At 64.5% G+C, this 26,523-nt stretch carries 23 protein-coding genes; 9 read left to right on the top strand and 14 right to left on the bottom strand.

Annotated features, from left to right (window positions below):
• Window positions 1-63: 63 nt before the first annotated feature.
• The 5 genes from ACFPB1_RS14250 to ACFPB1_RS14230 all read left to right on the top strand — a co-directional run bounded on the left by ACFPB1_RS14250 (window position 64) and on the right by ACFPB1_RS14230 (window position 5,685).
• The gene (locus ACFPB1_RS14250; protein ID WP_379226344.1) at window positions 64-2,133 is read left to right on the top strand and encodes a GxGYxYP domain-containing protein; all 2,070 of its coding nucleotides are present in this window, start codon (window positions 64-66) and stop codon (window positions 2,131-2,133) included.
• 283 nt (window positions 2,134-2,416) lie between these two features.
• Window positions 2,417-3,022, top strand: coding sequence for a TetR/AcrR family transcriptional regulator (locus ACFPB1_RS14245; protein ID WP_379226342.1), 606 nt, complete (start codon window positions 2,417-2,419; stop codon window positions 3,020-3,022).
• A 128-nt stretch (window positions 3,023-3,150) separates the two neighbouring features.
• A complete protein-coding gene (locus ACFPB1_RS14240) occupies window positions 3,151-4,560 on the top strand; it encodes an MFS transporter (protein WP_379226340.1) in 1,410 nt (469 codons plus the stop codon).
• A 40-nt stretch (window positions 4,561-4,600) separates the two neighbouring features.
• Window positions 4,601-4,780 (top strand): hypothetical protein, encoded by a 180-nt coding sequence (locus ACFPB1_RS14235; RefSeq protein ID WP_379226338.1) that lies wholly within the window; start codon window positions 4,601-4,603, stop codon window positions 4,778-4,780.
• Between the two features lie 128 nt (window positions 4,781-4,908).
• A complete protein-coding gene (locus tag ACFPB1_RS14230) occupies window positions 4,909-5,685 on the top strand; it encodes an ABC transporter ATP-binding protein (protein ID WP_379226336.1) in 777 nt (258 codons plus the stop codon).
• Between the two features lie 309 nt (window positions 5,686-5,994).
• On the opposite strand, the gene modA is transcribed toward ACFPB1_RS14230, so the two are convergent.
• Window positions 5,995-6,834: a molybdate ABC transporter substrate-binding protein gene (gene modA, locus ACFPB1_RS14225; RefSeq protein WP_379226334.1), complete on the bottom strand. Its 840-nt coding sequence runs from the start codon at window positions 6,832-6,834 to the stop codon at window positions 5,995-5,997.
• Window positions 6,835-7,320: 486 nt separating this feature from the next.
• Here modA and ACFPB1_RS14220 point away from each other — a divergent pair, with 486 nt between their 5' ends.
• Complete coding sequence (locus ACFPB1_RS14220) at window positions 7,321-9,378, top strand: amidase family protein (RefSeq protein ID WP_379226332.1); 2,058 nt, start codon at window positions 7,321-7,323, stop codon at window positions 9,376-9,378.
• A gap of 89 nt (window positions 9,379-9,467) precedes the next feature.
• Here the strand turns inward: ACFPB1_RS14220 and ACFPB1_RS14215 are convergent, their stop codons facing one another.
• From ACFPB1_RS14215 to ACFPB1_RS14205, 3 genes are all read right to left on the bottom strand, one after another.
• Window positions 9,468-11,264: an AAA family ATPase gene (locus tag ACFPB1_RS14215; protein WP_379226330.1), complete on the bottom strand. Its 1,797-nt coding sequence runs from the start codon at window positions 11,262-11,264 to the stop codon at window positions 9,468-9,470.
• A 160-nt stretch (window positions 11,265-11,424) separates the two neighbouring features.
• Entirely contained in the window at window positions 11,425-12,693 is a 1,269-nt protein-coding gene (locus ACFPB1_RS14210; RefSeq protein WP_379226328.1) for an MFS transporter, read from the bottom strand.
• 115 nt (window positions 12,694-12,808) lie between these two features.
• The gene (locus ACFPB1_RS14205; RefSeq protein ID WP_379226326.1) at window positions 12,809-13,996 is read right to left on the bottom strand and encodes a winged helix-turn-helix domain-containing protein; all 1,188 of its coding nucleotides are present in this window, start codon (window positions 13,994-13,996) and stop codon (window positions 12,809-12,811) included.
• A gap of 122 nt (window positions 13,997-14,118) precedes the next feature.
• Between ACFPB1_RS14205 and ACFPB1_RS14200 the strand changes: the two genes are divergently transcribed.
• Entirely contained in the window at window positions 14,119-14,634 is a 516-nt protein-coding gene (locus ACFPB1_RS14200) for a DinB family protein (protein ID WP_379226324.1), read from the top strand.
• An 84-nt stretch (window positions 14,635-14,718) separates the two neighbouring features.
• Here the strand turns inward: ACFPB1_RS14200 and ACFPB1_RS14195 are convergent, their stop codons facing one another.
• The 8 genes from ACFPB1_RS14195 to ACFPB1_RS14160 all read right to left on the bottom strand — a co-directional run bounded on the left by ACFPB1_RS14195 (window position 14,719) and on the right by ACFPB1_RS14160 (window position 21,815).
• Complete coding sequence (locus tag ACFPB1_RS14195) at window positions 14,719-15,474, bottom strand: class I SAM-dependent methyltransferase (RefSeq protein ID WP_379226322.1); 756 nt, start codon at window positions 15,472-15,474, stop codon at window positions 14,719-14,721.
• 145 nt (window positions 15,475-15,619) lie between these two features.
• A complete protein-coding gene (locus tag ACFPB1_RS14190) occupies window positions 15,620-16,168 on the bottom strand; it encodes a ubiquinol-cytochrome c reductase iron-sulfur subunit (RefSeq protein ID WP_379226320.1) in 549 nt (182 codons plus the stop codon).
• Window positions 16,169-16,207: 39 nt separating this feature from the next.
• Window positions 16,208-17,458, bottom strand: a complete 1,251-nt coding sequence (locus ACFPB1_RS14185; RefSeq protein ID WP_379226318.1) for an MFS transporter — start codon at window positions 17,456-17,458, stop codon at window positions 16,208-16,210.
• Window positions 17,459-17,533: 75 nt separating this feature from the next.
• Window positions 17,534-18,034: a DUF4362 domain-containing protein gene (locus ACFPB1_RS14180; protein WP_379226316.1), complete on the bottom strand. Its 501-nt coding sequence runs from the start codon at window positions 18,032-18,034 to the stop codon at window positions 17,534-17,536.
• A 100-nt stretch (window positions 18,035-18,134) separates the two neighbouring features.
• On the bottom strand, window positions 18,135-18,422 hold the full coding sequence (locus tag ACFPB1_RS14175) for a hypothetical protein (protein WP_379226314.1): 288 nt from the start codon (window positions 18,420-18,422) through the stop codon (window positions 18,135-18,137).
• A gap of 16 nt (window positions 18,423-18,438) precedes the next feature.
• Entirely contained in the window at window positions 18,439-19,719 is a 1,281-nt protein-coding gene (locus ACFPB1_RS14170; protein WP_379226312.1) for an ArsB/NhaD family transporter, read from the bottom strand.
• 321 nt (window positions 19,720-20,040) lie between these two features.
• Window positions 20,041-20,562, bottom strand: coding sequence for a hypothetical protein (locus tag ACFPB1_RS14165; protein ID WP_379226310.1), 522 nt, complete (start codon window positions 20,560-20,562; stop codon window positions 20,041-20,043).
• Window positions 20,559-21,815, bottom strand: coding sequence for a DNA polymerase IV (locus ACFPB1_RS14160; RefSeq protein ID WP_379226308.1), 1,257 nt, complete (start codon window positions 21,813-21,815; stop codon window positions 20,559-20,561). Before ACFPB1_RS14160 ends, ACFPB1_RS14165 begins: the two co-directional genes overlap by 4 nt.
• Window positions 21,816-22,274: 459 nt before the next feature.
• Between ACFPB1_RS14160 and ACFPB1_RS14155 the strand changes: the two genes are divergently transcribed.
• The gene (locus ACFPB1_RS14155; RefSeq protein WP_379226306.1) at window positions 22,275-23,522 is read left to right on the top strand and encodes an MDR family MFS transporter; all 1,248 of its coding nucleotides are present in this window, start codon (window positions 22,275-22,277) and stop codon (window positions 23,520-23,522) included.
• A gap of 253 nt (window positions 23,523-23,775) precedes the next feature.
• Here ACFPB1_RS14155 and ACFPB1_RS14150 read toward each other — a convergent pair whose 3' ends face one another.
• Window positions 23,776-24,543 (bottom strand): HAD family hydrolase, encoded by a 768-nt coding sequence (locus ACFPB1_RS14150; protein WP_379226304.1) that lies wholly within the window; start codon window positions 24,541-24,543, stop codon window positions 23,776-23,778.
• 34 nt (window positions 24,544-24,577) lie between these two features.
• Window positions 24,578-25,072 carry a GNAT family N-acetyltransferase gene (locus ACFPB1_RS14145; RefSeq protein WP_379226302.1) on the bottom strand — a complete coding sequence of 165 codons (495 nt, stop codon included), beginning with the start codon at window positions 25,070-25,072 and terminating at the stop codon, window positions 24,578-24,580.
• A gap of 223 nt (window positions 25,073-25,295) precedes the next feature.
• On the opposite strand from ACFPB1_RS14145, the gene ACFPB1_RS14140 reads away from it, so the two are divergent.
• Window positions 25,296-26,273 carry an aldo/keto reductase gene (locus ACFPB1_RS14140; protein ID WP_379226300.1) on the top strand — a complete coding sequence of 326 codons (978 nt, stop codon included), beginning with the start codon at window positions 25,296-25,298 and terminating at the stop codon, window positions 26,271-26,273.
• The last annotated feature ends 250 nt before the right edge of the window (window positions 26,274-26,523 follow it).

Raw genomic sequence — 26,523 nt, 5'->3', positions numbered from 1 at the left:
CAATACGAGGCAGGGCATGATGCAAAGTTCAACCAATTCGACGAGGATGAGGTGTTCCAATTCATGATGCGAAAAATTGCGACCGCGGGACTCGCGCTGGCGTGCACGCTGACCTTCACGGTCGGCGCCTCGGCGGAATCCCCCGCCGTTCCAACGGCACAGAAAGGCGGAAGCGGCATTTCCTGGCCGGCCGATCAGGCGCTTCCGAGCTTCGCCAAGGTCAAGCAGCTCGAAGTCGCCGACATTTACGATCTGCCGGGCGATGCCAAAATCATGCTGACGACGCTGGAGGGGATCGTGAACCGCAAGGAGCCCCGCCTGTACGTGCTCGAAAGCAAGGAAGAAGGCAAGTTCACGTGGCTGAACGACCTGGACGTGCCGTATAAAGTCCGCGACAACTATTGGGATATCGTAAAGACGTTCAAGAACGAGATCAAGGGCGTCATCGTCTACGATCCGAACGTACCGGATTCCATCAACGTCGCCACGACGTTAGCCGGCCTGAAGGACGCCGTCGTCGCCAGTCCCGAACTGGCGGAGAAGCTCGCCGCCGCGCCGTACGGCCTGAAGGTGCTCGACGACCTGCGCGGCAAGTTCAAGGACCGGCTCGACGCCTATACGTGGCAGTACGACAATCTGTGGAGCCAGACGACGCACCGGATGCTGGTCGGACTCAGCCCGGACACGTCCATCCGCATTCCGGACGGCTTCCCCGCCTCCTTCAAGACGATCGCGCAAGACACGACGCAGGAGCGCGACGCGAAGAACCGCAAGGTCTACGACCTTGACCTGACGCCGTACCTCGGCAAGGACGCCGTCTTCCTCCGGTTCGACGACGCCTTCACCCAAGACGGCTGGGGCTCCGCCGTGCATGAAGTGACCGTCAAGGCGGACGGCAAGGAGATCGCCCGCTTCGTGCCGGGCACGCCGGAGGAGGAGCCATTCCTCTACGACGCGCAGAGCTCGCAGGTTTCCACGGGCAGCGGCGGCCACCGCTTCGCCGACAACGGCCGTTACTTCGTCTACAAGTTCCCGGTTCCAGCCGGCGCGAAGCAGCTGACCGCTTCCGTCGACATGTGGAATCAGTACAAGGTATCCGCGGGTAACGAGCAGCCGCTCTCCTCGGAGCAGAAGGAGCCGTACGGCTACCTGCGCGATTACGCGGTCGCCAACAAGGCGATGGTGTTCTGGCTCGACGCCAACGTGCCGGAGCAGCGCGACCTGTTCGAGAAGATCCTCTCCGACGTCAAGCCGGGCACGCCGTACCTGGGCTGGTTCAGCAACGACGTCCAGGGCGAGTTCAACTCCGTTGAAATCACGTCCAACCACAGCGTCTACGTGCTGGCGGCGGACTGGTTCAGCAACATGTCCGTCTTCTCGGGCACGCAACTGAAGGCGAAGCTCCCCGCTCCGGCGAAGACGCCGAAGCTGGAAAATAAAATTTACGTCTCCTACACGTTCAGCGAAGGCGACAACTTCCAGTACAACGAGCACCGGCTGCGCGTCCTGTGGGACGATCCGAACCGCGGCAAGGTGCCGATCAACTGGACGTCCAGCCCGCTGCTGTACGACGGCGCGCCGGCGATGCTCGATTACTACCTGAGCACGGCGACGCCGAACGACCAGCTGGTCGCCGGACCGTCCGGCGCCGGGTACTTCTATCCGAACGCTTGGCCGGACAACACGTTCGCGCCGTATCTGAAGCAGACGAACGTCTACCTGAAGAAGACCGGCATGACGATTCCGTACGTGCTGAACCGCGTCGACGGTCAGAACGTGCCGCTGAGCGAAACGAAGCTGAACGCTTACGCGAACGAGTACCACGTACCGGGTCTGTTCCTCAGCTGGGAAGACCGCTTCGGCGTCTCGATCGAAGGCGGCAAGACGCCGGTATCGATTATTCAGGGCATCAGCACCGTTCAGGACGGCAAGCGAATTCTGGACGAAGCGAAAGCGAACTGGGACGGCAAGTCGCCGCTGTTCGTCTCCCTCGGCCTGCTGGCCTGGAGCATGACGCCGTCCGACGTCGTCGCGCTGAACGGCTCGCTCGATAGCGGCAGCTTCTCCGCCGTGCGCGCCGACCAGTACTTCGCGCTCGTGCGCCAGGCGAACGGACTGCCGGCCAAGCCGTAAGGCGGGCGGTTCCGCTCGCGCGGCGGTCCGATTGGATCGCGCATATATCGAGTACGTTCGCGCAGCACCGCATGCGATTGCGAGTACGTTCGCGCGGTACCGCATGCGTTCGCGCACACCGAATACCGTTAGGCGATGCAGCTCCCGAGAGATTCCCGGGAGCTGTTTTTGATGCGCGGCCGGCCGCCGGCGGCCATTGACAGACCGCTCGGCCGTCGGCTATGATAACCTCATCCGAGATTGTTAGTTAGCACTAACATTCATGCAGAAAGGCGGAACGACAGTGACAGAGAACGACGCCCGCGACATATCGGGTACCCGGGAGCGCCTCATGAACGCCGCCGTCGACTTGATGGCCGAACGCGGCTATAAGGGCGCGTCGACGAAGGACATCGCGACCGCAGCCGGCGTCAGCGAAATGACGCTGTTCCGCCAGTTCGGCAGCAAGCTGAACATGCTGGAGGAAGCCGTGGACCGGTATTACTACACGGTGGAATTCCGCAAGCTGTTCGCCGAACGGATCGTCTGGGAGCTTGAACAGGACCTGCGCCTGATCGGCGCGACGTATCACGAGCTGATGGAGCGCAACAGCCGCATCCTGCTCATCTTCCAGTCGGAGAGCCGGTCGATCCCGAGCCTTGCCGAACGGATCCGCAAGCACCCCCTCGCGCTACAGGAGATGCTGACCGGTTATTTGGCGGCGATGAAGGAGAAGGGCAAGCTGGCGGATGTCGATCCCGCCACGAACGCGGCTTCCTACCTGTGGCTTCACCACGGCGCGTTTCTCAGCCGGGTGCCTGGCGGCTCCAATTTGCTGGCAGGGCTTCCGATCGCCGATTTCGTCGACAACGGCGCGAAATTGTTCGCGCGCGCCCTATCTCCGCGCTGACGGATCGCTTCTGACGGCTTAGGCCGTTTTTTTACGCCCTGTATGTTAGTGACCGCTAACTAACGTCCCGTACGTTCAACACACCTGTCTTGCAAGCCCACTCTCACTCGAAAGAAGGCCGATCGTCCATGGCATCGTATTCCCAACCCCACTCGGATAAGCTTATCCGCCTGCTCTGCCTCATCCTGCTCTTCTCCGTCATGAACGTCACGATGTTCAACATCGCCCTGCCGGACATTTCGCGCGCGTTCGGCCTGCTGCCGTCCGAAGCCGGCTGGGTCATTACCGGCTACTCGATCATCTACGCGGTCGGATCGCTCACGTACGGCAAGCTGGCGGACCGGTATCCGCTTCGCCGGCTGCTCACGATCGGGCTGCTGCTCTTCGCCGCGGGCTCGCTTCTCGGCTTCCTGGCGCCGAATTTCGCGACGGTGCTGGCCGCCCGCTTCGTCCAGTCCGCCGGCGCGTCCTCCATTCCCGCGCTCGCCATGATCGTGCCGGTCCGGCTGTTCGCGCCGGAAGGCCGGGGCCGCGTGCTCGGCATCCTCGCCTCGGCCATCGCGTTCGCGTCCGGCGTCGGGCCGATCGTCGGCGGCTTCGTGTCCGGCTGGCTCGACTGGCGCTACCTCTTCCTCATCTCCATCGGCTCGCTGGCGACGCTGCCGCATCTGCGCAAGTGGCTGCCGGACGAAACCACCCGGAGCGGCACGTTCGACTTGCTCGGCGCGCTGCTGCTCGGGGGCTCCGTCACGCTCTGCATGCTTGGCATCACGCAGTGGAGCGGCTGGCTGGCGCTGACCGGCGCGCTGCTGCTCGCGCTCTTCGTCCTGCGGATCGTCCGGACCGCGGAGCCGTTCGTGCAGCCGGCGGTCTTCCGCAGCGGCGGATTTCGCGGCGGCTTGTTCAGCAGCTTCCTCGCCTACGCCGTCTCGTTCACCGTCACCTTCGTCACGCCGATGCTGCTGAGCGCGGCGAACGGCCTCGGCACATCGGCGATCGGTTTCTTGATGTTCCCGGCCGCCATGAGCGCCGCCGTCTTCGGCCGTTACGGCGGCAAGCTGGCCGACCGCCGCGGCAGCCTATTCATCATCGTCGCGGCACTCATCCTCCTCGCGGCCGGCCAGCTGACGCTCTCGCTGTTCAGCGGCGGCGCGGCGGGCTACATCGCGGCCTGCCTCGTGCTCGGCAACGTCGGCGCCGCGTTCTACCAGGCGGCGATGACGAAGCTCGTCGCCTCGACGCTGCCCGCGGGGCAGACCGGCGTCGGGCTGGGCATCCTGACGCTCGGGAACTTCCTCTCCTGCGCGATCGCCGGCGCCGTCGTGAGCAAGATCGTCGACGGCGCCGCAAGCGGCAGCGCCTCCCCGGCGTTCGGCGTATTCGGCCACTCTGGCGCGGCCGCCGTGTTCGGCAACGTCTATTTCGCGCTCGCGGCGCTCTGCGCGCTGAACCTGGTGTTCGTCTGGGCAGCGTTCGGCCGACGGCGCAAAGCAGCGCGGCCGGCGGCAGCCCCCGGCGCCGACACGCAGCGGGCGTAGGCGCGGCGGAAGGCGGGCGAAAGAAGGCCGGCGGCCCCATATGCGGTACCTCGTACCGCTCTTTGCGCCGACAGCCGGCCGGCGGCCGACGGGGCGGCTGCTGGACGCCCAAGGCGCCAATTGCCTCGTCGCCTCTCGCGCGTTCCTGCCGCCGCCCGGCGGCCGCGCCTCCCTGCTTCCGCGCGAATCCATGCTGGCGCGCGGGCCGGAGACGGCGTAAGCGTCATCCGAACGATTGAGGAATCGCGCAGACAGGCGTACAATGGGCAAAGAGACGGCCGGCGCCTCGCCGCGGCCGCAAGCATACTGGCAAGCAAGGCATCGCGAAAGGAGTTTGACGCATTTCTCATGATCATCGATATTCAACATGTCACATGGCGGCGCGAGCGGCTGACGCTGCTGAAGGACGTGAGCTGGCAGGTCGCGCCGGGCGAGCACTGGGCGCTGCTGGGCTTGAATGGCTCCGGCAAGACGACGCTGCTGAATCTCGTCAACGGGTATTTCTGGCCGTCCGAAGGCACCGTCAGCGTGCTCGGCCGGCGCTTCGGCGAAGTCGACCTGCGGGAGCTCCGCAAGGAGATCGGCTGGGTCAGCACGTCGCTGCAGGAGAAGCTGTACGCCACGGACCGGACGCAGCACATCGTCATCAGCGGCAAGCATGCCACCATCGGACTGTACGAGCGCGTGTCGGACGAGGAGCTGGATGTCGCCCGCGAGCTCATGACGAAGCTGGGCTGCGCCCATCTGTGGGACCGCGAGTTCCGCACCTGCTCCCAGGGCGAGAAGCAAAAGCTGCTCATCGCGCGGGCGCTCATGGCGAAGCCACGCATCCTGATTCTGGACGAGCCGTGCAACGGGCTCGATCTCTTCTCCAGGGAACGGCTGCTCGCCAGCATCCGGGACCTGGCCGGAAGCGAGGACGCGCCGACGCTGATCTACGTCACGCACCACACGGAGGAGATATTGCCGGCGTTCACGCACGCGCTGCTCATCCGCGGGGGCGAAGTCGTGCGCAGCGGCCGGACGGAGGACGTCCTGACGACGGACGGCCTGAGCGCGTTCTTCGAGTCGCCGGTGGCGGTCGAGAAGCACGGCGAGCGGGTGTATGTGCGCGTAGCGGACTGATGGGCGCGAAAATGCGCGGCAAGCGTCTTGCCGGATAGTCAGCGCGCCGAGCGGGGTTTACAGCTGCAGCGAGCGCTGCAAAAAACGCAGGCTGCACGAGGCGAGCGAAGATGCGCGCGCGCAGCAATAATGACGCGTGCCGGACGCGGCCAGCGTCCCGCCGCAACGCAAACACGCGGAGGGTTCCCCGGGGAACCCTCCGCGTGTTTGCTTCCTCCGGGGCGCAGCGGAGCCCCGCCGCCGGGACCGTGCATCGCGGCCGAACAGGCCGAGCGGCATGCTTTCCCATGCCCCCCGACTCCTCCGCGCTTACTTCCTGTCATCCGCCACCGAGAAGCCGTGCTTCGCGAACACGTCCGCCGCGGCCTGCGACCGCAAATAATCGTAGAACGCCGCCGCTTCGGCCGGATGCTTGCTCGCCTTCAGCACGCCGCTGGGATACCGGATCGGCGCATGGAGCCCCGGATCCACGACGAAGGCGATGCCGGCCTTCTTCGATGCCAGCGCGTCCGTCTTGTAGACGAAGCCCGCGTCCGCGTTGCCGGTCTCGACGTACTGCAGCACCTGCCGGACGTCCTTGCCCTGCACCGTTTTCGGCTGCAGCTTCTCCCACAGCCCGGCGTTCGTCAGCGCTTCCTTGGCGTAGCCGCCCGCCGGGACGCTCTCCGGAATGCCGATCGCGAGCCGCTTCACGCCGGCTCCCGCCAGGTCGCCGAGCCCGCTTATGCCCTTCGTTCCCGCGGGCACGACGACGACGAGCTCGTTCGCGAGCAGGCTGCCTTCGCGCGCCGGATCGACGAGCCCCTCGTCCAGCAGCGCGTCCATATTGCGGATCGATGCGGACAGGAACACATCGGCGGGCGCGCCCTGCTCGATTTGCTTCTGCAGCGTACCCGACGCCCCGAAATTATAGGTCAGCGCGATGCCGTCGTTGGCAGCCTCGAAGGCGGGCTTCAGGTCCTGCAGCGCGTCCGCCAGGCTGGCCGCGGCCGAGACGACGAGCTCGACCCGCGCCCGCGCTGGTTCCGAGCCCGCCGAAGCGCCGTTCGGCGCGCTTTCGCCGCCGTCCCCCGCGCTGCCGCAGCCGGCCGACGCGGCGGCAAGCGCCGTCAGCAGGAACAGGACGAGCCGTTTTTTCTTCCCTACCATGTCCTACAGCCCTCCCATAATCCGATCGTATCATTATAGCAAGGCGCGGCGCTCTCTGCCACGCGCGTCCCGGCAGGATATGGTAAAATGCAGGCGATTGCCGGGTACGATCTGTCGCGGACGGGCGAGATTTATACGAGACGTGAAGCAAGAGACGAGGCACGGCGCATACAAACCCGTCAGATCCGCGATCATAAAACCTTCCGGACGCCTGTGCGCACCCGGAAGGTTTTTTTGGCTTGCTATCTTCATGTAACGTTACCTAACCTAACCATCCGCGATGCCGCATGCCACTTCCATCGGGTTGCGGATAGAGGCCGCTGCATCGAATATTCAACAGATAGCGATATCATGCGTATTATTAAGCATATATTACATAAACCATAATTGTTACCGCTTTCATCGCCGTTCCGTCTTTTGAACGTTCGCGCGGCTTGTACTATATTCTTTATGTCATTTAATCTTACATATATGGAGGATGATCCCATGCTACACGTCGGAACCCGAAAACGGAGCGCGGCCAGAGCGTTGGCGGCCCCCGTCCTGTGCTGCTTCCTGTTCGGCAACGCGGCCACGGCGTTCGCGCTCGACGCGAACGGCGCCATTGTCGAAGCGACGACCACCACCGCGGCGCTGAACGACTTGAAGACCGTCGTTGCGGAAGCCAAAGGCTTGAAGCTCGGCAGCTACCCTGCCGGCTACGCGGCTAACGTCAAGTATGCGCTTGCCATGGTGGCGACGGTCTCGCCGGCAACTCCAGTCGACAGGATCAACGAAACCCGGCTTGCGCTTCGCGTGGCGCTGGATACGCTCACGATCGACCTGGAGAAGGCGACGATCGCGGACATGCAGGCGATGGTGCGGGACGGGAAGCTCACGTACGAGAAGCTGCTCAACATGTACCTGGCCCGCATCGCGCTGTACAATTCCCATACCGTCAAATTGAACGCGGTCGCCATCGTCAATCCGAACGCGCTTCGGCTCGCCCGCGAAGCCGACGCGGCTGTCAAAGCGGATCCCTCCAAAGCCGCCGGCATGTTCGGCATCCCCGTCCTGATCAAGGACAACATCGGCACGGCGGCCGAGGACGGCATGCCGACGACGGCCGGCTCCATCGCGCTGGCCAACAATTACCCCGTCCGGGATTCGTTCTTGGCTGGCCGTCTGAAAGAAGCCGGCGCGATCATTTTGGGCAAGACGAACTTGTCCGAATTCGCGAATTTCATCGCGCAGGGCATGCGCAACGGCTATTCCACCCTGCATGGACAAGTGCTGAATCCGTACTTGCCCGGCGTGCTCGACGTCTCCGGGTCCTCCTCCGGCTCCGGCGCGAGCGGGGCGGCGGCGCTTGCGGCCATCACGATCGGCACGGAGACATCCGGCTCCATCCTCTCGCCGTCCGCCGCCAACTCGCTGGTCGGGCTGAAGCCGACCGTCGGCCTCGTCAGCCGCAACGGCATCATTCCGCTGTCGCACAGCCAGGACACGGCCGGTCCGATGGGCCGCAGCGTATCCGACGTGGCCGCCCTGCTGACGGCCATGCAGGGCTACGACCCGGACGACATCCACATCAACATGGGCGTCGACAACGAGATTCAAGTCGATCAAGCCTACCTGGAAGCGCGTGTGGAGGACTATTCGGCTTATCTGAAGAAGGACGGGCTGAAAGGAAAGGTACTCGGCGTGTACGCCGTTCCCGACAAAGACAGGCAGCCCGACTTGTACGCCTCGTTCCAAAACGTCCTGCAGACGCTTCGGGCTCAGGGCGCCCGGCTCGTCTTCGCCGCGAACGGCGGCGGCCTGTCCTCGGAGCTTGCCCCCGCGCCGGCGTCGAAGGTGCTCTACTACGATTTCAAGCAGGACATCGACCATTATTTGCAGTCGCAGAACGCCTTCGCCAGCGACAAGAAGACGGTGATCAAGAGCTTGCAGGACGTCATCGCCTACAACGGAACGCATTTGGACGTCTTGAAATACGGCCAGAGCATATTGCAAGAATCGCAGGGCTACGACATGACGCCCGGCTCCGCGGACTACCAGACCTATCAGGCGCAGCGCGCCGCCGACATTCAGTATTCCAGGAAGAACGGCATTAATTATCTCTTGGACAAATACCAGCTCGACGCCTTGATCGGGCTGAACGGCTCGACGACCGGCATCGCCGCCAAAGCGGGTTATCCGAGCATCACGGTGCCGGCCGGCTACCGGACGGCCGAGGGCACGAACGGCCAGCCCTTCAACCTGCAGATTACGGGCAACGCCTTCACCGAGGAACAGCTGATCCAGATGGGCTACGCCTTCGAGCAAGCCACGCTCGCCCGCGTCGCGCCGGGCATGGCCGTCAAGGACCGCCTCAAGGCGCTGCTCGACGACGCTGCAGCGGAGCATGCGAGCGGCCAAGCGTACGACGACGCGCTTGCCGTCTACGCCAGCAACTTCTCGACCCAGCGGGAAGTGGACCACGCGGTCAACGTCATGACCAATTTCCTGTATGGCTCGTGGTGGAAGCAATGGCAACAGTTCTATAACCGCGCGACGGACTGATCCGCGCGCAAGCCGGCGTCGGCATATGCCGCGGCAGCAGGCGCAAGGGAATCCCCTTGCGCCTGCTGCCGCTGGCTGCTGCCGAACGCTCATCGGCTCCATTTATCGTCCTCCGGCTCCCCGCTCCCGGCCTCTTCCTCGCCGGACGGCTCCGGCTCGGGCTCCGGTTCCTCCGCCGCCGCTTCGGGCGCTTTCGCCGAAGCGCCGTTCCCGCCCGTCTCCGGCCCCGACGCCGATACCTTCGGCGGCTCCGGCCGCGTGCGGCCGTACAGCGAGACGTAAAGCCCCTCGATCTCCTCGCCCGTCAAGTCCCCCTGCCTCAGCAGCTCCTCCGCGATGAGGTGCACGAAATCGGCGTGGTCCTTCACCAGCTTCTTCACCTGCTGCATCTGATCCTTCAGCAGCTCGTTGATTTTCGGACGGAGCATTTTCAGCGCTTCCTGATGCGAGCCGGCCGCGAGGAAGCTGAACAGCTCGTCGCCCATGCCCACCATGCCAAGATACGCGCCCGCCATTGACGTTGCCTGCTGCAGGTCGGACGTGACGCCGTTCAGCTTCTTGCCAAGGAACTCCTCCTCGACCGCCCGGGCGGCCAGGCACACCTGGATGCCTGCCAAAATCTCGCTGTCGCTCCGGTTGTACCGCTCGTGCGTCGGCTTCGTCGCCGCCAGGCCGAGCGCGCTGCCGCGCCGGATGATCGTCACCTTCCAGACGCGCTCGTGCGGCTTGAGCAAATATTGGGCGACCGCGTGGCCCGCCTCATGATACGCGACGTTGCGCTTCTCGTCCTCGCTCATCGAGCGGAGCGGCTGCTTGAGGCCCCATTCGTACGTCTCCATGGCGACCCGGAAGTCCAGGTAGCTCGCCAGCGGCGCGCCGCGCTGATGCGCGATGACGACGGACTCGTTGACGATATGCTTGATCTGCGCCGGACTGTAGCCGATCGTGTCGAGCGCGGCCTTCGCCGGCGTCAGCGTCTCGTCGTGCTTGACCTTCTTCAAGTAGTACTGGAAAATATCGATCCGGCCGTCATAATCCGGCGCGTCGACCCACAGCTGCCGGTCGAACCGGCCCGGACGGAGCAGCGCCGGGTCCAGCACATCCGGCAGGTTCGTCGCCGCGACGGTCAGCACCGCCGGACGCTCCGCTTTCTTGCGCCGCAAGCCGAGCGAGCGGAGCAGCTTCGCGATTTTGCCGTTATCGATATTGGGCGGGTCCATCTGCAGCAGCAGCTCGTTCAGGAGCCCGGAGCCGCCGCCCATGCCCATCATCCCGAGCATGCCGCCGCCGCCCGCGCCGTTGCGCCTCATGCCAATCGCGTCGATTTCATCGATGAAAATAATGCAGGCGCCGTACACCTTCGCCAGATTGCGGGCCTTCTTATAGAGCCGCATGACCTTCATGTTGCCGACGCCGAAGAACATGTTCTGAAAGCTCGGCGCGGACGCGTACGCGAACGGCACCTGCGCTTCGTTCGCGATGACCTGCGCCAGATAAGACTTTCCGGTGCCCGGCGGCCCGCACAGCAGGAAGCCCCGGATCGCCTCGCCGCCCATTTCCTTGAAATCCTTGACGCCGCCGAGCAGCGTCACGATCCGCTTCGCGTTGTCCACGATTTCGGGATTGCCCCGGTAATCGTCCCAGGTCGCGCCCGTTTCGCCGGGCAGAATCCAATACGTCCGCCCCCGCGCCAGGAACCAGAAGAGCGCGACGAACTGCACGATCATGAAGGTCATGGCAAAAAGCAGCTGCAGCAGCAGGCTGAGAATGCTCAGCGCCACCGAGAGAACCGTCGGCCCGCCGGTCAGCACGTACCAGAGGACGACCGCGATCACGAGCAGCCAGAGGAGGAATTTCCGCCATTTCTTCCATCGATATCTCCCCATCGCCACACTTCCTTCACAAGTAAGTGAATTCTACCCCAATTTATTAGTCTATGGATCAAAATATGCGCAGGTGGAAGAAACATTCGACGCGTGAAAGCGGCATAAAAAAAGGAAAGAGCCGCCGCTCCTTCCTCTTAATCTCACACGGTATGTGATGCTTCTAGCGGGCGTCCCCGGCCGCGCTCGCGCCGCTTCGCCCCCATAAGATCGGCGCGAGCAGCAGACCGAGCATGCCGATGGCGGCCGTCGTCCACCCGAACGCCGCGAATACGGGACGCGCCCCCGCCGCTTCGATCAGCAGGCCGCCGGCGAGCGGCGCCCCCAGCATGACGAAGCTCGTCAAGGTCTGGTCGACGCCGAACGCCCGGCCGATGAGTGCTGCAGGCATTTCCTTTTGCAGCAAATAGCTCTTCGTCGTGATGCACGCCCCGTTCCCGACGCCGAGCAGCAGGCCCAGCGCGAGCACGGCCGCCGCCGGCGCGCCGACCGGCAGCAGGCCGAAGCCCGCAATCGCCGCGCCGAGCAGGGCGTAGCCGCCGCCGAAGCCCCAGCCGTACGGAAGGCGCTTCCGCTTGTTCAGCAGAAGCATGATCCCGACCGAACCGGCGCCGATCGCGGCGATCAGCCAGCCGAGCAGGGACGGACGGCCGGGCGCCAGCTCCCGCAGCAGCGTGGCGAACTGGTAGTCGACCATCAGGATGGCCGTCAGCCCGACGAACCCAAAGAGCAGCGCGTGCAGCACCGGCTTGGCCCGGACGACCGCGCGCAGCCCTTCGCGCCATTCCGCGGCCGCCGACGGGGGCTTCTCCGCCTCCGGGTTCCGCGCTTGGCCGGGCTCGGCCGAACGGACCGTCCACAGCAGGCCGGCCGACAACAGCCGGGCCGCAGCATGCGCCAGGATGCAGGCGCCCGGCGACAGCGCCGCGAGAACGAACGCGCCGGCGAGCGGACCGGCGATCTTGGCGCTCTGCTGCAGCATGCCGTTCAGCGTCGTCGCCCGCAGCAGCTGGTCTGCCGGTACGACATGCCGCGTGACGGCCTGCTGGGCCGGCGCGATGAACGCGGCGGCCCCTGCGCGCAGCGCGAGCAGCGGGATCAGCGCATAGACGTTCGGCGCCGCCAATATCGCGACCGTGGCGGCCGCCGTGAACAGGTCGCTCAGCAGCATGAGCCGAATGCGCGGCAGCCGGTCGGCCGCGACGCCCGCCAACGTGCCGAGCAAGAGGCCGGGCAGCGCCATGACAACCGGGATCCAGGACAGCGTCACCGGTCCCGCGCCCCAGCGATACACGATCAGCACCTGGATCGCGATCGCGTCGAACCATTCCCCCATCGCCGCGCCCGCGTAGGCGGCGAACATCCGCGCGAAGACGCGGTTCCCCCACAGGCCGTCCGCGCGCGCCCCGCGCGCAAAGCTCATTTTCCTCATGATGCCCTTCTCCTTCCGATTTCCCCGAATCACCCTTGCAGGCCGTGGAATCATCATAGCGGAGAAAGATCAGAGGACTGTCAGACGAAACGAAGGTTTCGCGATTCGGGCGGCGTTACGTCAAATACCGGTTCAGCATCGCGTCCGCCTCGCCGAGGAGTTCGCCGTAGCCGTGCTCCCGCTCGAGCTCCTCCCGCTGCGCCGCGAGCTTCCGCCGGAGCGCTTCGCGTCTGGCGTCCGGCTTCGCATCCGGCTTGACGTCCGCTTGCCCGGCCGGCGGGCGGTCCAGGCAGAGAAGCAGCTGGCGTACAGACTGGAGCAGGAGCGGCACGTTTTGTGACTGCCGCACGACGCTCAGCCCCGTATCTACGGCGCGGGCCGCTTCCTTCGTCCGGCCGGACCGCAGCAGGTACATCGCCCGCAGCAGATGGAACCGGCCGATTTCCCGCAAGTACCCCGTTTCCGCCAGCATTCGCTCCAGCGCTTCCATGCCGCGCGCCGCGGCGTCGAGGTCGCCTTTGACGATGCGGACGTACAGCTCCGCGAGCGCCACCGGCATCGCGAAGCCCGCCGTCAGGCCGTCGCGTTCCACGACCTCGCGGGCGACCGCGAGCCGCGCCTCCGCCTGCGCGACCTGCCCCGTGTCGGCGTACAGGTCGACGATGTTCAATATGTACAGCTCGCGCCGCTGCTCCGGCGCCAGCGCCTGCAATTCCAGCGCCCGCTCGAAACGCGCGAGGCTGTCGCGCGGATCGGCCAGGTAAGCGTAGAAGAGCAGCACCCAATAAAGCCGGTCGGCGGGCGGCGCCTCGTCCGTGCGCAGAAACCACGCCAGGTCGCCTTGAATGAAGCGCAGGTACACGCCGTAGAACGCGTCGACCTCGATGCCGAGCACGTCCTGCTGCGCGGCCAGCGTCAGCATGGAACTTCCTTGGCCGTATAGATGGTATTTGCGGAACAAGCCCTGCACGGAGGAGCGGATGTCCGCGTCCAGGACCGACGGATTCGGCGCCGCGGGCGTCTCCGCTACGCGCAGGCTGTAGCCGCGGCCGCGGACGGTCACGACGGCGAGCTGCTGCAGGCGGGCGAGCTTCCGGCGGAGGCGGTAGACATGATCGTCCACGGTCCGCTCGTCCGGATACCGGTCCGGCCAGACGTGGTCGAGCAGCTGGCCGCGCGAGAATACCTGCCCGCGCCGGTCGTACAGAAACCGCAGCAGCGCGTATTCCTGAGCAAGCAGCGGTACGGTATCCGGCCCGCAGCTGACCGTAAGGGTGCCGGGGTCGAACCAGATTTGCGCCATGCGGGCCCTCCTTCGATATCCATTTTATTTTTTGATCCCTGACAATCAGCTGTCAGGAATGATCCGCTACAATGAAGTCAACGGTTCGGAACACCGAAAACAACGACGGAGGCTGATGAAAAATGAACGAACTGAACACCCACCACGCGCTGGAGATGATCGCCTTCCATACTTGGGCGAACGAGACGATGATCCGCCGGCTGCAAGAACTGCCCGCGGACGCATACCGCCGCGAAGTGACGAGCTCGTTTCCGACGCTGGCCGACGCGCTCGCCCATATTTACCGGGTCGACCGGGGCTGGCTGCTGATGATGCAGGGCGTCCGCATGGCCGACGCCATGGAAGCGACCGCTCACTTGGACGACGAGATCCGGGCGCTGTCCCTGGAGGCGGCCGAAGCCGCCTTTCGTTCGCAGGGCGAGGAGATCGCCGCATTCCTGCGGAGCCGGGACGACCTGGACGCCGTCCTGACACTCGATAATCCGTACGCCGGCATCCGGGACGTCAAGCTGTCCGAGATGGCGCTGCAGATCGTGAACCACGGCACCTACCACCGCGGGAACATGTCGGCCATGCTGCGGCAGATGGGCATTCCGTCCGTTATGACGGAGCTCGCGCTGTACTGGTACGTCCGCTGAACCCGCGAGCGCCAATACACGACAACAGCCCCGGACAACGGTCCGGGGCTGGCGCCGCTCGCGGCTAGTTCCCTGCGGCCAGGTTCAAACCTCGCCCCAATACACTTCCGTCTCGTAGTCGAACGCGACCTTGCCGTCCTCGTTCGTCTCGTCGAAGAGCCGCCGCAGCGCCTCGAGCATCGGCTCATGGTTCGGATGGCCTGGCATCGGGCTGTACGACGAGGATAGCAGCCTGCCCTTCAACCCTTCGTAATCGAAGGTTTGGCTCATCCCGAAGCGCGCCTCGCGCATCGTCCCTTCCCGAAAGAACGCGGCGAGGTCGGCGGGCGCGATGTTCTTGTGCGTCATTTGCTCGTAATCGGTGGCGTACCGCTTCAGCAGCGCGTCATACCCCTCCCGGAATGGCGTGCCCTCCGTCAGGCGCGAATTCCAGATCAGCACCGCCTTCCCGTCCGGCTTCAGGATGCGGCGGAATTCCGTCCGCGCGGCCGCCCGGTCGAACCAGTGGAACGACTGCGCGCACGTGATATAATCGACCGACGCATCCGTCAGCGTCGTCTCCTCCGCCGAGCCTGCCACGGCGAGAAACTGCGGCTCTTGCGCCAGCGTCTCCACCGCGGCCGTCCGCATCTCGGCATTCGGCTCGACGGCGATGACCCGGCTTCCCCGCTCCACCAGCAGCCGCGAGAAAATGCCTGTCCCCGCTCCAATATCCGCGATGACCGAGCTGGCGTCGAAGCCGACCGGGCCGTACAAATAGTCGATCGCCTCCTGCGGATAGGTCGGCCGGAATTTGACGTACGTGTCCACCCGGTCGGAAAACCGTTCCTTGCTGTTCATGTCGTGCACGCTCCTTTTCCCTCGTGATTCCGCATGTCCCTGCGTTTCGCATGCCATCCGTCGGAGCATGCGTTCAGTGCCATTATACCTCTCCGCGCGCGCCAAAAAAACCCTGTCCGCCAAGACAGGGCTCTTCGCGCCGGCTTCAGGCGCCTTTTGCTCCCGGAATCGGCTTCATGATATCGATGTAGACGCTGCCGTCCAAGAAGACCGGCTCATACGTGTCCAATCCGCGCTCAACCACGAAGGTGGCGCCCCCCGCGGCGTCGAACTCCGCTCCGTGGCACGGGCACCAGAAGTATGTCTCGGGACGGCCGGCCCGCTGCGCTTCCGTCGCGGGCACCACCGCGCAGCCCAGATGCGTACAGGCCGGCGACAGGATGATCAGCCTGCCGTCCTCGCCGGCCGCGACGTAAACGAAGCCCTTCACCGGCTTCGTATACCAGGCGTCGATGTAGTCCGCCTCGTAATCGATGCGGGTCACGCCGCGCAGCCGCTCCAGGTCCGCGGCCGCGCCGAGCCGGGCATAATTGCCCGGCGGCGGTCCAGAGACCGGGGACTTGCGGTGCGTCACGGCCCCGTAGTAGAACAGGCCGGTGCTGCCGGCCAGCAGCGCGGCCGTCCCGATCGCGAGCTTCGCGGTCGTGCCGAGAAACGCGCGCCGGGTAATCTTCTGCGGAACCTTGCGATCCATGGCGATCGCTCCTTCCGTGCGAAATGGCTGCCGCCCGCGCTACGTCTGCCCCTCCGGCCGGCGGTCGAGCATACCCTGCACGAACCACGCGTACACGGCGTACCCGGTCAGCACAGCGGCAGCCGTCAGCAGGAACGGCAGCGAATAATGGCTGCCCGCCAAAATCATCCCCGCCCAGTACGAGGCGATGGTGTTGCCGGCGCTGCGCGACACCGTCCGCAAACCCGCGAACAGGTTGCGGTCCGCTTCGGCCACGGCCGACATGCACTCGCTGTCCGTCAAGTTGTTCAGCATCGTGAAGCCGGTGCCGCGGAGCAGCAGCAGCACCGCGAACGCGGCGGCCGGCATGGCCGCGGCCATCAGCGCGACGATCGCCGCGTTATAGAGGAACAGGAAGATGAACGTCCGGCGGCTCCCCCATCGCTCCACGACGTACGGCATGACGATCGAGCCGAGGAAGAAGAAGAAGCCGGACAGCGCGAGCAGGCCGGAGATCGTCCCGTCCGCCATCTCGTAGCGGAATTTCAGGATGATATTCAGGAACGGACTGAGCAGCCCGAACGTAAAGCCCGAGCTGAAGACGAGGAGCGACAGCGCCAGCAGGAACGCCGTCGCGCGCCGCTTCTTCGGCGCTGCCGCGGCAGGCGTCCCGCCCGCTGCCTGCTCGGCCCCCGCGGCGGCTTCCGCCCGGGCGTGCGTCGCCGGCAGCAGCAGGCCGCGCAGCAGGCCGGAGAGCCCAAGACAGGCGCCGGCCACGAAGAAGGCGTACTGATAGACCGTCGTATGCCCCGGCAGCCACTGCGGCAGGTAGCCGCCGAGCCACGTGCCGACGCCGGTGAAGAACGTGAACATGGCGAACAGCAGCGAATAGGCGCTCGTCTCTTCTTTTTTGGTACGGCAGTACTGGAAGATCAGCTGAATCTCGGAGTTCACGATCGCCGTGATGCCGAGCGACCAGATCAGCTGCGCGGCCGTGATCGCGGCGAGGCTCGTGGCGACGCCGAACAGCGCGAGCGCCAGGAAGGCGAGCAGCATGCCGGTGACGAGCATCGTTTTGCGGCCGATGCGCCTCACGGCGATGCCGGCGGGCAGGCTGGCGAGTCCGACCGTCAGCGCGCCGAGCGACGTGATGCGGCCGATGTCGTCATTGGAGAAGCCGAGGTCGAGCAGGTGCAAATTAAGAATGAGGGCGAAAATGCCGGAGGCGATGCCGAATAAGCTCTCCGTCGCGATGAAGCGCTTCACCCCCGGGGATAAATCGCGAACCAAACTGGCGGTGTACGTCCACATGATGATAATGCCTTTCCTCTAGCTGCGTGATGTGCGCAATGATTACGCCATATAGGCTTCATTGTACACGCCGCGTCAGCCCGGTCCAAGCTCTTTTTCCGGAACTTCGAGCCTAAAGAAGCCGCCGGCCTCCCCGTCGCAGCCCTTCAGCGCGTATAAGACGACCCCGTCTTCGCCAGCCTGCCGGCCGATGCCGGCACATGTCGCCGACGGACGGCCCAGGTCCTTGCCGAAGGCGTCCATCGCGTTGTCGTACGTGAAATGAACGGCTTGCCCGTCGTAAACCAGCTCGCTGAAGATCGGGTCGCCTTCGATCGTGTATGCCGTGACACGCACCTGTGCCGGCTCGTCCTTGCCCGATTCGACCCGCTCTGCGAACGCCAGCCATTTGTCCAGGTTGGTGTAGCGTCCGTGCACGTTCACGACGTCGCCGTTCTTGGCGGCCTCCTCGGACGTGTAGGGCTTCGCCGGCTTCGGGAAGCCCGCGGCCGAGCCGCCGGCCACGCTCCCGTCGTTCCGTCCGCAGCCCGCCAGCAGCGCGGCGGCCAGCAGCACGGCGGTCAACGTTTTAGTCATCCGCGTCTCCCCCTTCCTACTAATGGACGTACCCGCCGGGCTTAAGTTGCAATGACTCCCAAATTAGGACATGCCTAGGACGGCGTGCCCTGACCCGCGCCTAAGCTTCCGCCCACGCCACGCTCCGCAGCAGCCGATGCTTCATCAGCTGAAGAACGAAATCGGCATAATAATCCGGCCGCACGATGGCGGTATAGACATGGTTCGGATACGCGTAGAACAGCACGTCGGTCAAAACGTCGTTATCCTCGAAATAAGCCCTGACCGCCTTTAGCTTCGGCACGAACGCCTCGGCGTCGCGCAGCAGCTCGATCCGGAATTCGATGTCGGCGCCGTTCGGACTTTCCTGCAAGCGAATGCGCTTGTCGTCAAACTCGTACGTCAGCATTTGGCGCTCCCCCTTCTCAAATTAAATACCGCACGTAAATATAACCGGCCGCGAGCGCGACGGACAACAGCATGAGCGGAAACGCGACCTTCATATACGCGACGAAGCGGATCGGGTGGCCTTCCTTGGCGGACAGGCCCGCCGCGATGAGATTGGCGCTCGCCCCGATCAGCGTGCCGTTCCCGCCCAGGCAGGCGCCGAGCGCGAGGCTCCACCAGAGCGGCTCCAGGTTGTCGATGCCGCGCGCGCCCATCTCCTGTATGAGCGGAATCATCGTCGCGACGAACGGGATGTTGTCCAGGAACGCGGAGGCGATCGCGCTGAGCCAGAGGATCAGCATGGAAGCCGCGGCGACGTTGCCGTCCGTGAGCTCGATCGCCTTGGCGGCCAGATCGGCCATGACGCCGGTCTCGACGAGCCCCGAGACGAGGACGAAGAGGCCCGCGAAGAAGAATATCGTCGGCCATTCGATCTTCTTGAACGCTTCCTCCATCCGGTGTTCGCCCGTGATCAGCAGCAGCAGGAAGGCGCCCGAGAGCGCGACGGCGGCGGATTCCAGATGCAGCGCCTGGTGCAGGAAAAACCCCAGGATGGTCAAGCCCAGCACGGACAGGCTTTTGACGAGCAGCTTGGCATCCGTGATCAGCTCGGACTGGTCCATATCCATCAGGCTGCGCATCCGCTCGGGCGTCGTGCGCAGCTGCTCGCGGTACAGCAGCGCGAACAGCGGCACGTACGCCGCCATGACGATCACCGCGATCGGGGCGAGGTTTGCGAGGAACGCTCCGAACGTCAGTTCCTTCACCGCGCTGCCGATCATGATGTTCGGCGGATCGCCGATAAGCGTGGCGGTGCCGCCGACGTTGGAGGCCAGAACTTGCGTGATCAGCAGCGGAATCGGCGAGAAGCCGAGCTGCCGCGCGATGCTGAAGCTGATCGGCACCATGAGCAGAATCGTCGTCACGTTGTCCAGGAACGCGGAGGCGACGGCCGTGAGCAGCGCGAGCGCGATCATGATCGGGACGGGCCGGCCCTTCGCCTTCTTCGCGGCCCAGACCGCCGCGTACGCGAACGCCCCCGTATCGGCCGAGACGGCGACGATGATCATCATCCCGATCAGGAGGCCGAGCGTGTTGAAGTCGATGTGGTGCAAAGCCGTCTCCTGGTCGACGATGCCGAGCGCGATGACGAGCAGGCCACCGATCATGGCGACGATGGTGCGGTGGATTTTTTCCGATACGATAAGTGCGTAGGCGGCCGCGAATATCCCGATCGCCCAAATGGCTTGCTGGTCCATAGTCTCCTCCTCTAACGGTGCTTGCGATTACCGGATGCTTTCATTTATGCCCGAAAAAAGACAAAAAAAGCCCGTCGATGACAGGCTCCTCCGGTAACGCGTTATGCGGTTATGTCCTACACCATCCTACATGACGGACGTGCTCCTGTAAAGCAAAACCGGCCGCGACGGCCATGCGGGCCGCGCGGCGGCCCATGCGCCGGCGCCCAGCAGGTCCGGCCGGCGCCCTGCCCGACGCGCCTCTACGCGCGTCGCGCCGCGAGCGGCGCATGGCTCCCCGTGCGGGGAGAGCCCCGGTCACCGATCCGCCCCGGCGCCCGCTCACTTCGGCTTGACCGGGCTCTCCTTCAGCAGCGCCGCCAGCTCCGACGTGTACCGGGCCAGCCGCACGCTGATCTCGGAGCGCATCACGTCGCGCGTCATGCCGAAGCGGTCCTCGTAGCCCCGGCAGTAATAGCGGTGGTACACGACGAGATCGGCCTGCTCCTCGTTCAGGATCCGGATGTTCCGCTTCTTCAGCTCCCGCCGCAGGCCGTACAGGTCCTGCGCGATGCGGTCCAGGATCTTCTGCCCCGCCATCAGGTACGCGCGCTTCAGCACCGTCGTCATATGCTCCACGTCGGCGATGCTCTTCTCCACCATCTTCTCCATGTGCGGCAGCAGGATATAGTCGCGCAGCATGGCTCGCTCCTCCGTCGATATGAGGCCTCGCTCCCTAGGCGCCCCCGCGCGTGCGGCCGCGGCGCTCTGCCCGCCCGCGTTCGTTTGCTCGTCGTAGCGCTCCACGTGCTCGGTCAATAACATTTTGGATTTCCAGCGTTCGTTGCCGTCCAGCTTGCTCATTTGTAGTGTCCTCCAATTTGTTCCGCCCTTTCGCGAGCCACGCCGGCCTCCAGCAGCGACGAGGCGCGCATGATGGCCGTGCTTCCGTACCGTTCCTTGATGGCGTCGATCATCCGCTCCTTGCGGTAGGCGCGGGAGCGGTCCTCGAACAGCGTCAGCTGGATGACGTTGTCGTCCGTCAGCTGCGACAAGGCGATGCTGAGCCGGCTGACCGGCAGCCCGTGCCAATGCTCCCGGAACAGCTTCAGCGCGGCGGCCGCCACCTCGTGGGTCAGGGACGTCGGCTGCGGCAGCGTCACCTGCCGGCTAAACCAGGCGGAGCGGACGCCGTCGGTTTCCGCCGCGGCCACGGACATGACCGAGCCCAGGAACCGGTTGCGCCGCGTGCGCTGGCACACCTCCACCACCAGCTCCAGCAGCACGACCTCGATGTCCTTCAGCTCGCGGTACAGATTCCAGCGCAGCGCTTTGCCGTGGCTGACCGACTTCAGCTGATGCCGAATGCCCGGCTCCACGGGGCTCGGGTCGATCCCCCGCGCGGTCTGCCAGTAGTAGCCCGCCTGGATGTCGCTCTGCTTGCCCATCTCGCGCCGCATGCGCCGCTTGAACTCGGCGAACTCCATCCGGGCGATGTCGCCGATGCTCGACAGGCCCATCCGGTTGAAATGCCGGGTCATCGCGGAGGCGACCATGAACATCTGGTGCACGGGCAGCGTCCAGAGCGTGGATTCCAGCTTGTCGTACGACAGCTCGAAGACGCCCTCGTCGGTCTTCTTCGCGTAATTGTCCGTCGCCATCTTGGCGAGAATCTTCGTGGGGCCGATGCCGACCCGCGACCAGACGCCGGTCGACAGCAGCACGTGCTGCTGAATGCTCGCGGCCAGCTCCTGCGGCGACACCCCGAAGTAAGCGAGCGAGTCCGTCACGTCCAAAAACTGCTCGTCGATGCTGTACGGCTCCACGAGCCCCGTATACGATTCGAAAATCCGGGTTATCAATAACGAGATCTGAATGTACGTCCCCATCCGGGGCCGGATGACGACGAGGTCCGGGCAGCGCGCCATCGCCTCCCCGACGCGCGACGCCGTCGTCACGCCGCGGGACTTGGCGATGGGGCAGGCCGCGAGCACGATGCCGTTCATCCGTGCGGGGTCTCCGACGGCGACTGGCTTGTCGCGGTACTCCGGGTGCGCCGCCTTCTCCACGGAGGCGTAGAAGGACTGTCCGTCGATCAGGAAAATATGCCTCGACATCTATGAACCCCCTCGAGAACGCGAATATATGTTCGTATGTTCTTATTATATACCGAATACGCGTTCGCAATGCAAGGGAAAAATCTCCCTGTTCATCCGAATTCCGCACCTGCCCGCGCAGCGCAAAAAAGCGGCAGCCGCGCGCCCCCGCTGAGTGGTGTCATAATTCTAGAGAAAAAAAAGTTTCAGCATTAGTGAGAAGAGAGTCGTTACCCTTATTGTTCCTTTATACGCACGTCTCCACTTCGCCTTAGCGATTATCGCTCCCATGTCTCAACGGGTCATAGCCCTTTCATTCGTCACATCTTGACTAAGGGGTGGAGTTCGGCCTTTCTATAACGGAACGGGGCAGTCTGGGAAAATAAGAGTGGAATTCCTCTGACAAATCGAATAAAATAGGCTTACTAAATATGAAACAAAGTTTCGTTGAGTGAAACTATATTCGAGGAGCTGAACGCCATGATGTTATCCAGATTGTACGACCGCCTTCGGCTGTTCGCACAAGATTACCATCCAATCGTTCATTCCTTATTGGTCGGTACAATTTTGGCGCGTGCGGCTTCTTCGATGAGTATGCCGTTCCTCGCCATTTATTTGTCCAAGCACACCGATCTCAACCCTGCGATGATCGGCTTCGTGATTGGGGCCGGCTCGCTCGCCAGCATGGTCGGCGGCTTCATTGGAGGAGCACTGTCAGATCAGTTCGGACGCCGTAAAATCCTGCTCGGCGCGCTGCTCGGATGGAGTGCCGTGTTCCTCGGCTTCGCGCTGTCGAATAGTGCGGTGCTATTCTTCTTGTTCAGCTTGCTGAACGGCTTGTGCCGATCGTTCTACGAACCAGTCTCGCAGGCGCTAATGGCCGACTTGACGCCGAAGGAGCGCCGATTCAAAGTGTTCTCACTGAGATACATGGCGATCAACGTCGGTGTGTCGGTCGGACCGTTGCTGGGCGCGGTGTTCGCCGCGTTAGACAGTACGCTTCCTTTCCTCTTTACGAGTACCATTTATTTCATCTACGTCTGCAGCCTTTATGTTCTTCTGAACCGATTCGGAATCAAGAGAATAGAAGGAGAGCAGAAGGAAGGCAAAAGCCTTTCGTCCGCTTGGCGCGCGGCTAAAAATGACGTCGTGTTAAGGTATTACTTGCTGGGCAGCATCGTGACGGCGATAGGTTATTCGCAAATGACGGTGACGCTGTCCCAATACGTAGAGGGGAAGTTTGCCGAAGGCGTCACACTGTTCGCGGTCATGATGAGCGTCAACGCGATTACCGTCGTCGCCTTGCAGATTCCGTTGTCCAAATGGACGGAGAGGTGCACGCCTCTGGTCACCCTGACAATTGGCGTCTCGTTCTACGCGCTCGGCAACATCGGCTTCGCTTATTCCGTCGGATGGTTAACGATTCTGCTGTCCATGATCGTATTTACGTTTGGAGAAATATTGACTTATCCGTCGGGCAACGTGCTTGTTGACCGGATCGCCCCGGATGGTATGAGGGGAGCCTATTACGGCGCTCAATCGTTCGGCAATTTGGGCCATTTTATAGGTCCGTGGATCGGCGGATTGATGCTTAGCCAATACGACGGATCGACGCTGTTCGTGACAATGGCGTTCGTCGCTGTTAGCGCGATCGTCTTCTACCGGGCGGGGGAGAACGTGAGGCGGATTTCAGATTTGCGTGCGCAAATCCAGCATATGCAGCCTTGAAAAAAGAAATATGAACATCTTCCTTATTCTATTCTCATACATTCTGGCGTCACACAGCCTGCGCAGCGCAAAAAAGCGGCAGCCGCGCGCCCCCGCGCCTCCTGCCGCCGCTCTTCGGACAAGCCGAACCGCCCGCGCCGCCGTTCGACGGCGGACGCGCTGCCGGCTTGTCGTTTGCCGGCGAACGCCGTCCGCGCGTCCGCCTTTTTCCGCTCGCTGTCGCCTCCCCCCGCGCCTCGTCTCCGCCGCTCGGCTACAGCAGCGCGAGCAGCTCGTCCAGCCGGTCGATCGTCCGCCCCGGCTCGGCCGCCATGCCGTCCGGCCACGAACGGCCGAGCCGCATCCAGACGGTGGCCATGCCGAAGCGGGCCGCCCCCTCCACGTCGTTCTCGGGATGGTCGCCCACGAACAGGCACTCCCCGGCGCGCAGCCCGAGGCGGTCGGCCGCCATCGCGAAGAGGCGCGGGTCCGGCTTCTTCGCGCCCGCTTCCTCCGACACGAGCACGAGGTCGAACGCGTCCCGGATGCCGAGCCGGTCGAGCTTGCCGTATTGGGTCGACGCCTTGCCGTTCGTGATCAGCCCCGTCTGGTACTTCGCCCGCGCCCGCGCGAGCACCTCCCGCGCCCCGTCCATCAGCACGGCGCAGGGCAAGTAGGCGCCGCCGTAAAACGCCGCCAGCTCGCCCCGTTCGGGCTTCCGCGCCCACGGCAGCTCGTCCAGCAGTTCCGCGAACAGCGTCTCCCGCGGCTTGTAGCCGTCCATGTCCAGCTCCGCGACGCGCGCCCGCAGCGCCCGCAGGTCTTCCGCGTGCGCGAAATACCGCGCGAAGAAGGCGTCCATGAAGCCGCCGAACATCCGCGTGCGGTCGAGCACCGTGTTGTCGAGGTCGAACAGCACCGCCTTGATGCCTTCCGCCGCGAAGCCGCCGGCTTCGTGCCCTTTCACGCCGACCGGCTCCGATTCAGCCCTTCCCGGTTCAAACCCTTCCATCGAATACCCGTGCGGTTCGCGCTCCTCCATTCGCCATGCCTCCCTGTCTTTTACCATTCGGATGTCAACCGCTGCCATTCGACCCTCCGCCATCCCGGCCGCGCACCATCGCGATGAATACGGCCGGGCCCGCTTCGAACTCGGCCGCCGCCCGGAAACCGAACTTCGCGTACAGCCGAATCGCCCGCCGGTTGAACGCGGCTACCGTGAGCCGTTTGGGCCGCTCGCCGTAAAGCTCGTCCGCGAAGCGCAGCACGGCCGCGAAGAACGGCGTCCCGAGGCCGCGGCCGGTCAGCTCCGGCTTCATGCCGAGGCCGATGTCGAGCCAATCCCCGCCGTACGCGTACGCCCCGTTCGGCACCTGGGCCGCGGCGCCCGCGCAGAAGAACCCGGCGAGCTCCCCGCCGGGCCCAAGCACGGCGGCGTAGCCCCCCGCCAGCAGCTCGTCCGCCGCTTCGTCCGACGGCGCGTTGTTATAGAAATCATAGGGCGCCTCGTACCGCCAGCCGAGAATCTCCGCGGCCGCCCCGCGATTCATGTCCGCCAGGCGAAATGCCATAAGCGGTCCCTCCTTCCCTTTTTCCGGCCTGGGCCGCGTCGCTTACCCTCAAGAACTTCGCCCTCCGCTCCGCGTCTCCTGCCGCCGGCGCCGCCGCGAACCGGCGCGGCGAGCAAATTAAGGCTTCCCGCATTAGGCGCGGGACGAATTATCCGGTATGATGGAAGGAGTCCCTCAGCCATGGACAGACACCCACAACCGCACGCAACGGGAGGAATGGAAAATGGAGTACACGCGTTTGGGCCGGACCGGCCTCGAAGTATCGAAAATTTGCCTCGGCTGCATGAGCTACGGCATGCCGGATCGGGGAGCGCACACGTGGACGCTGGACGAGGAGAAGAGCCGTCCGTTCATCCGCAAGGCGCTGGAGCTCGGCATCAATTTCTTCGACACGGCCAACGTCTACTCGGACGGAACGAGCGAAGAGGTCGTCGGCCGCGCCCTGAAGGACTTCGCCCGCCGCGAAGAGGTCGTCATCGCCACGAAGGTGCACGGCCGGATGCGCCCGGGCCCGAACGGCGCCGGCCTGTCCCGCAAGGCGATCCTGAGCGAGATCGACGACAGCCTGCGCCGTCTCGGCACGGACTATGTCGACCTGTACCAGATTCACCGCTGGGATCCGCACACGCCGATCGAAGAGACCATGGAGGCGCTGCATGACGTCGTCAAGGCCGGCAAAGCCCGCTACATCGGGGCGTCCTCGATGTTCGCCTGGCAGTTCCTGAAGGCGCAGCACACGGCCGCAACGAACGGCTGGACGAAATTCGTCAGCATGCAGAACCACCTGAACCTGCTCTACCGCGAGGAAGAGCGCGAAATGCTGCCGTTGTGCGAAGAGCTCGGCGTCGGCGTCATCCCGTGGAGCCCGCTCGCGCGGGGCCGCCTGACGCGGGAGTGGGACGAGGTCAGCGAGCGCTCGGGGACGGACCTCTTCGGCCAAACGCTGTACACCGCCGCCGTCGACGCCGACCGCGCGATCGTGGAGCGCGTCGGCGCGATCGCGGCCGAACGCGGCGTGAACCGGGCCCAAGTCGGGCTCGCCTGGCTGCTGGCCAAATCCGCCGTCACCGCGCCGATCGTCGGCGCCACGAAGCCGCATCACCTGGACGACGCGGCCGCGGCGGTAGCGCTGTCCCTGACGCCGGAGGAAATCCGCTCGCTGGAAGAGCTGTACGTGCCGCATCCCGTGCGCGGCTTCTAAACGAACGCGCGGCCCAGCCGGCCGGGTCCCGTCATGGGGCGGCCGGCCCGCAAGCGCGACAAGGCCCCCCGATTGCCGAGGGGCCTTGTCGGCGTGCCTTCGAACGTCGCCCCCGTTCCCCACTTCCCATTGATCTCCCTTTCCCGTATCCTCCCGTCACCCCGCTCTCCCCTTCTCGCGCGCTCCCGCCCGCCCGTTTGCGGTTTGCCCTAGTCTGCATAATTTTCGCGGCGAAGCCGAAAACTAGCGG

Source organism: Paenibacillus sp. GCM10023250 (assembly GCF_042653205.1).
In the GTDB taxonomy this organism is placed as follows: domain Bacteria; phylum Bacillota; class Bacilli; order Paenibacillales; family Paenibacillaceae; genus Paenibacillus_Z.
The sequence above is the reverse complement of the archived record's forward strand: the minus strand, read 5'-3'. Positions and strand labels throughout refer to the sequence as shown.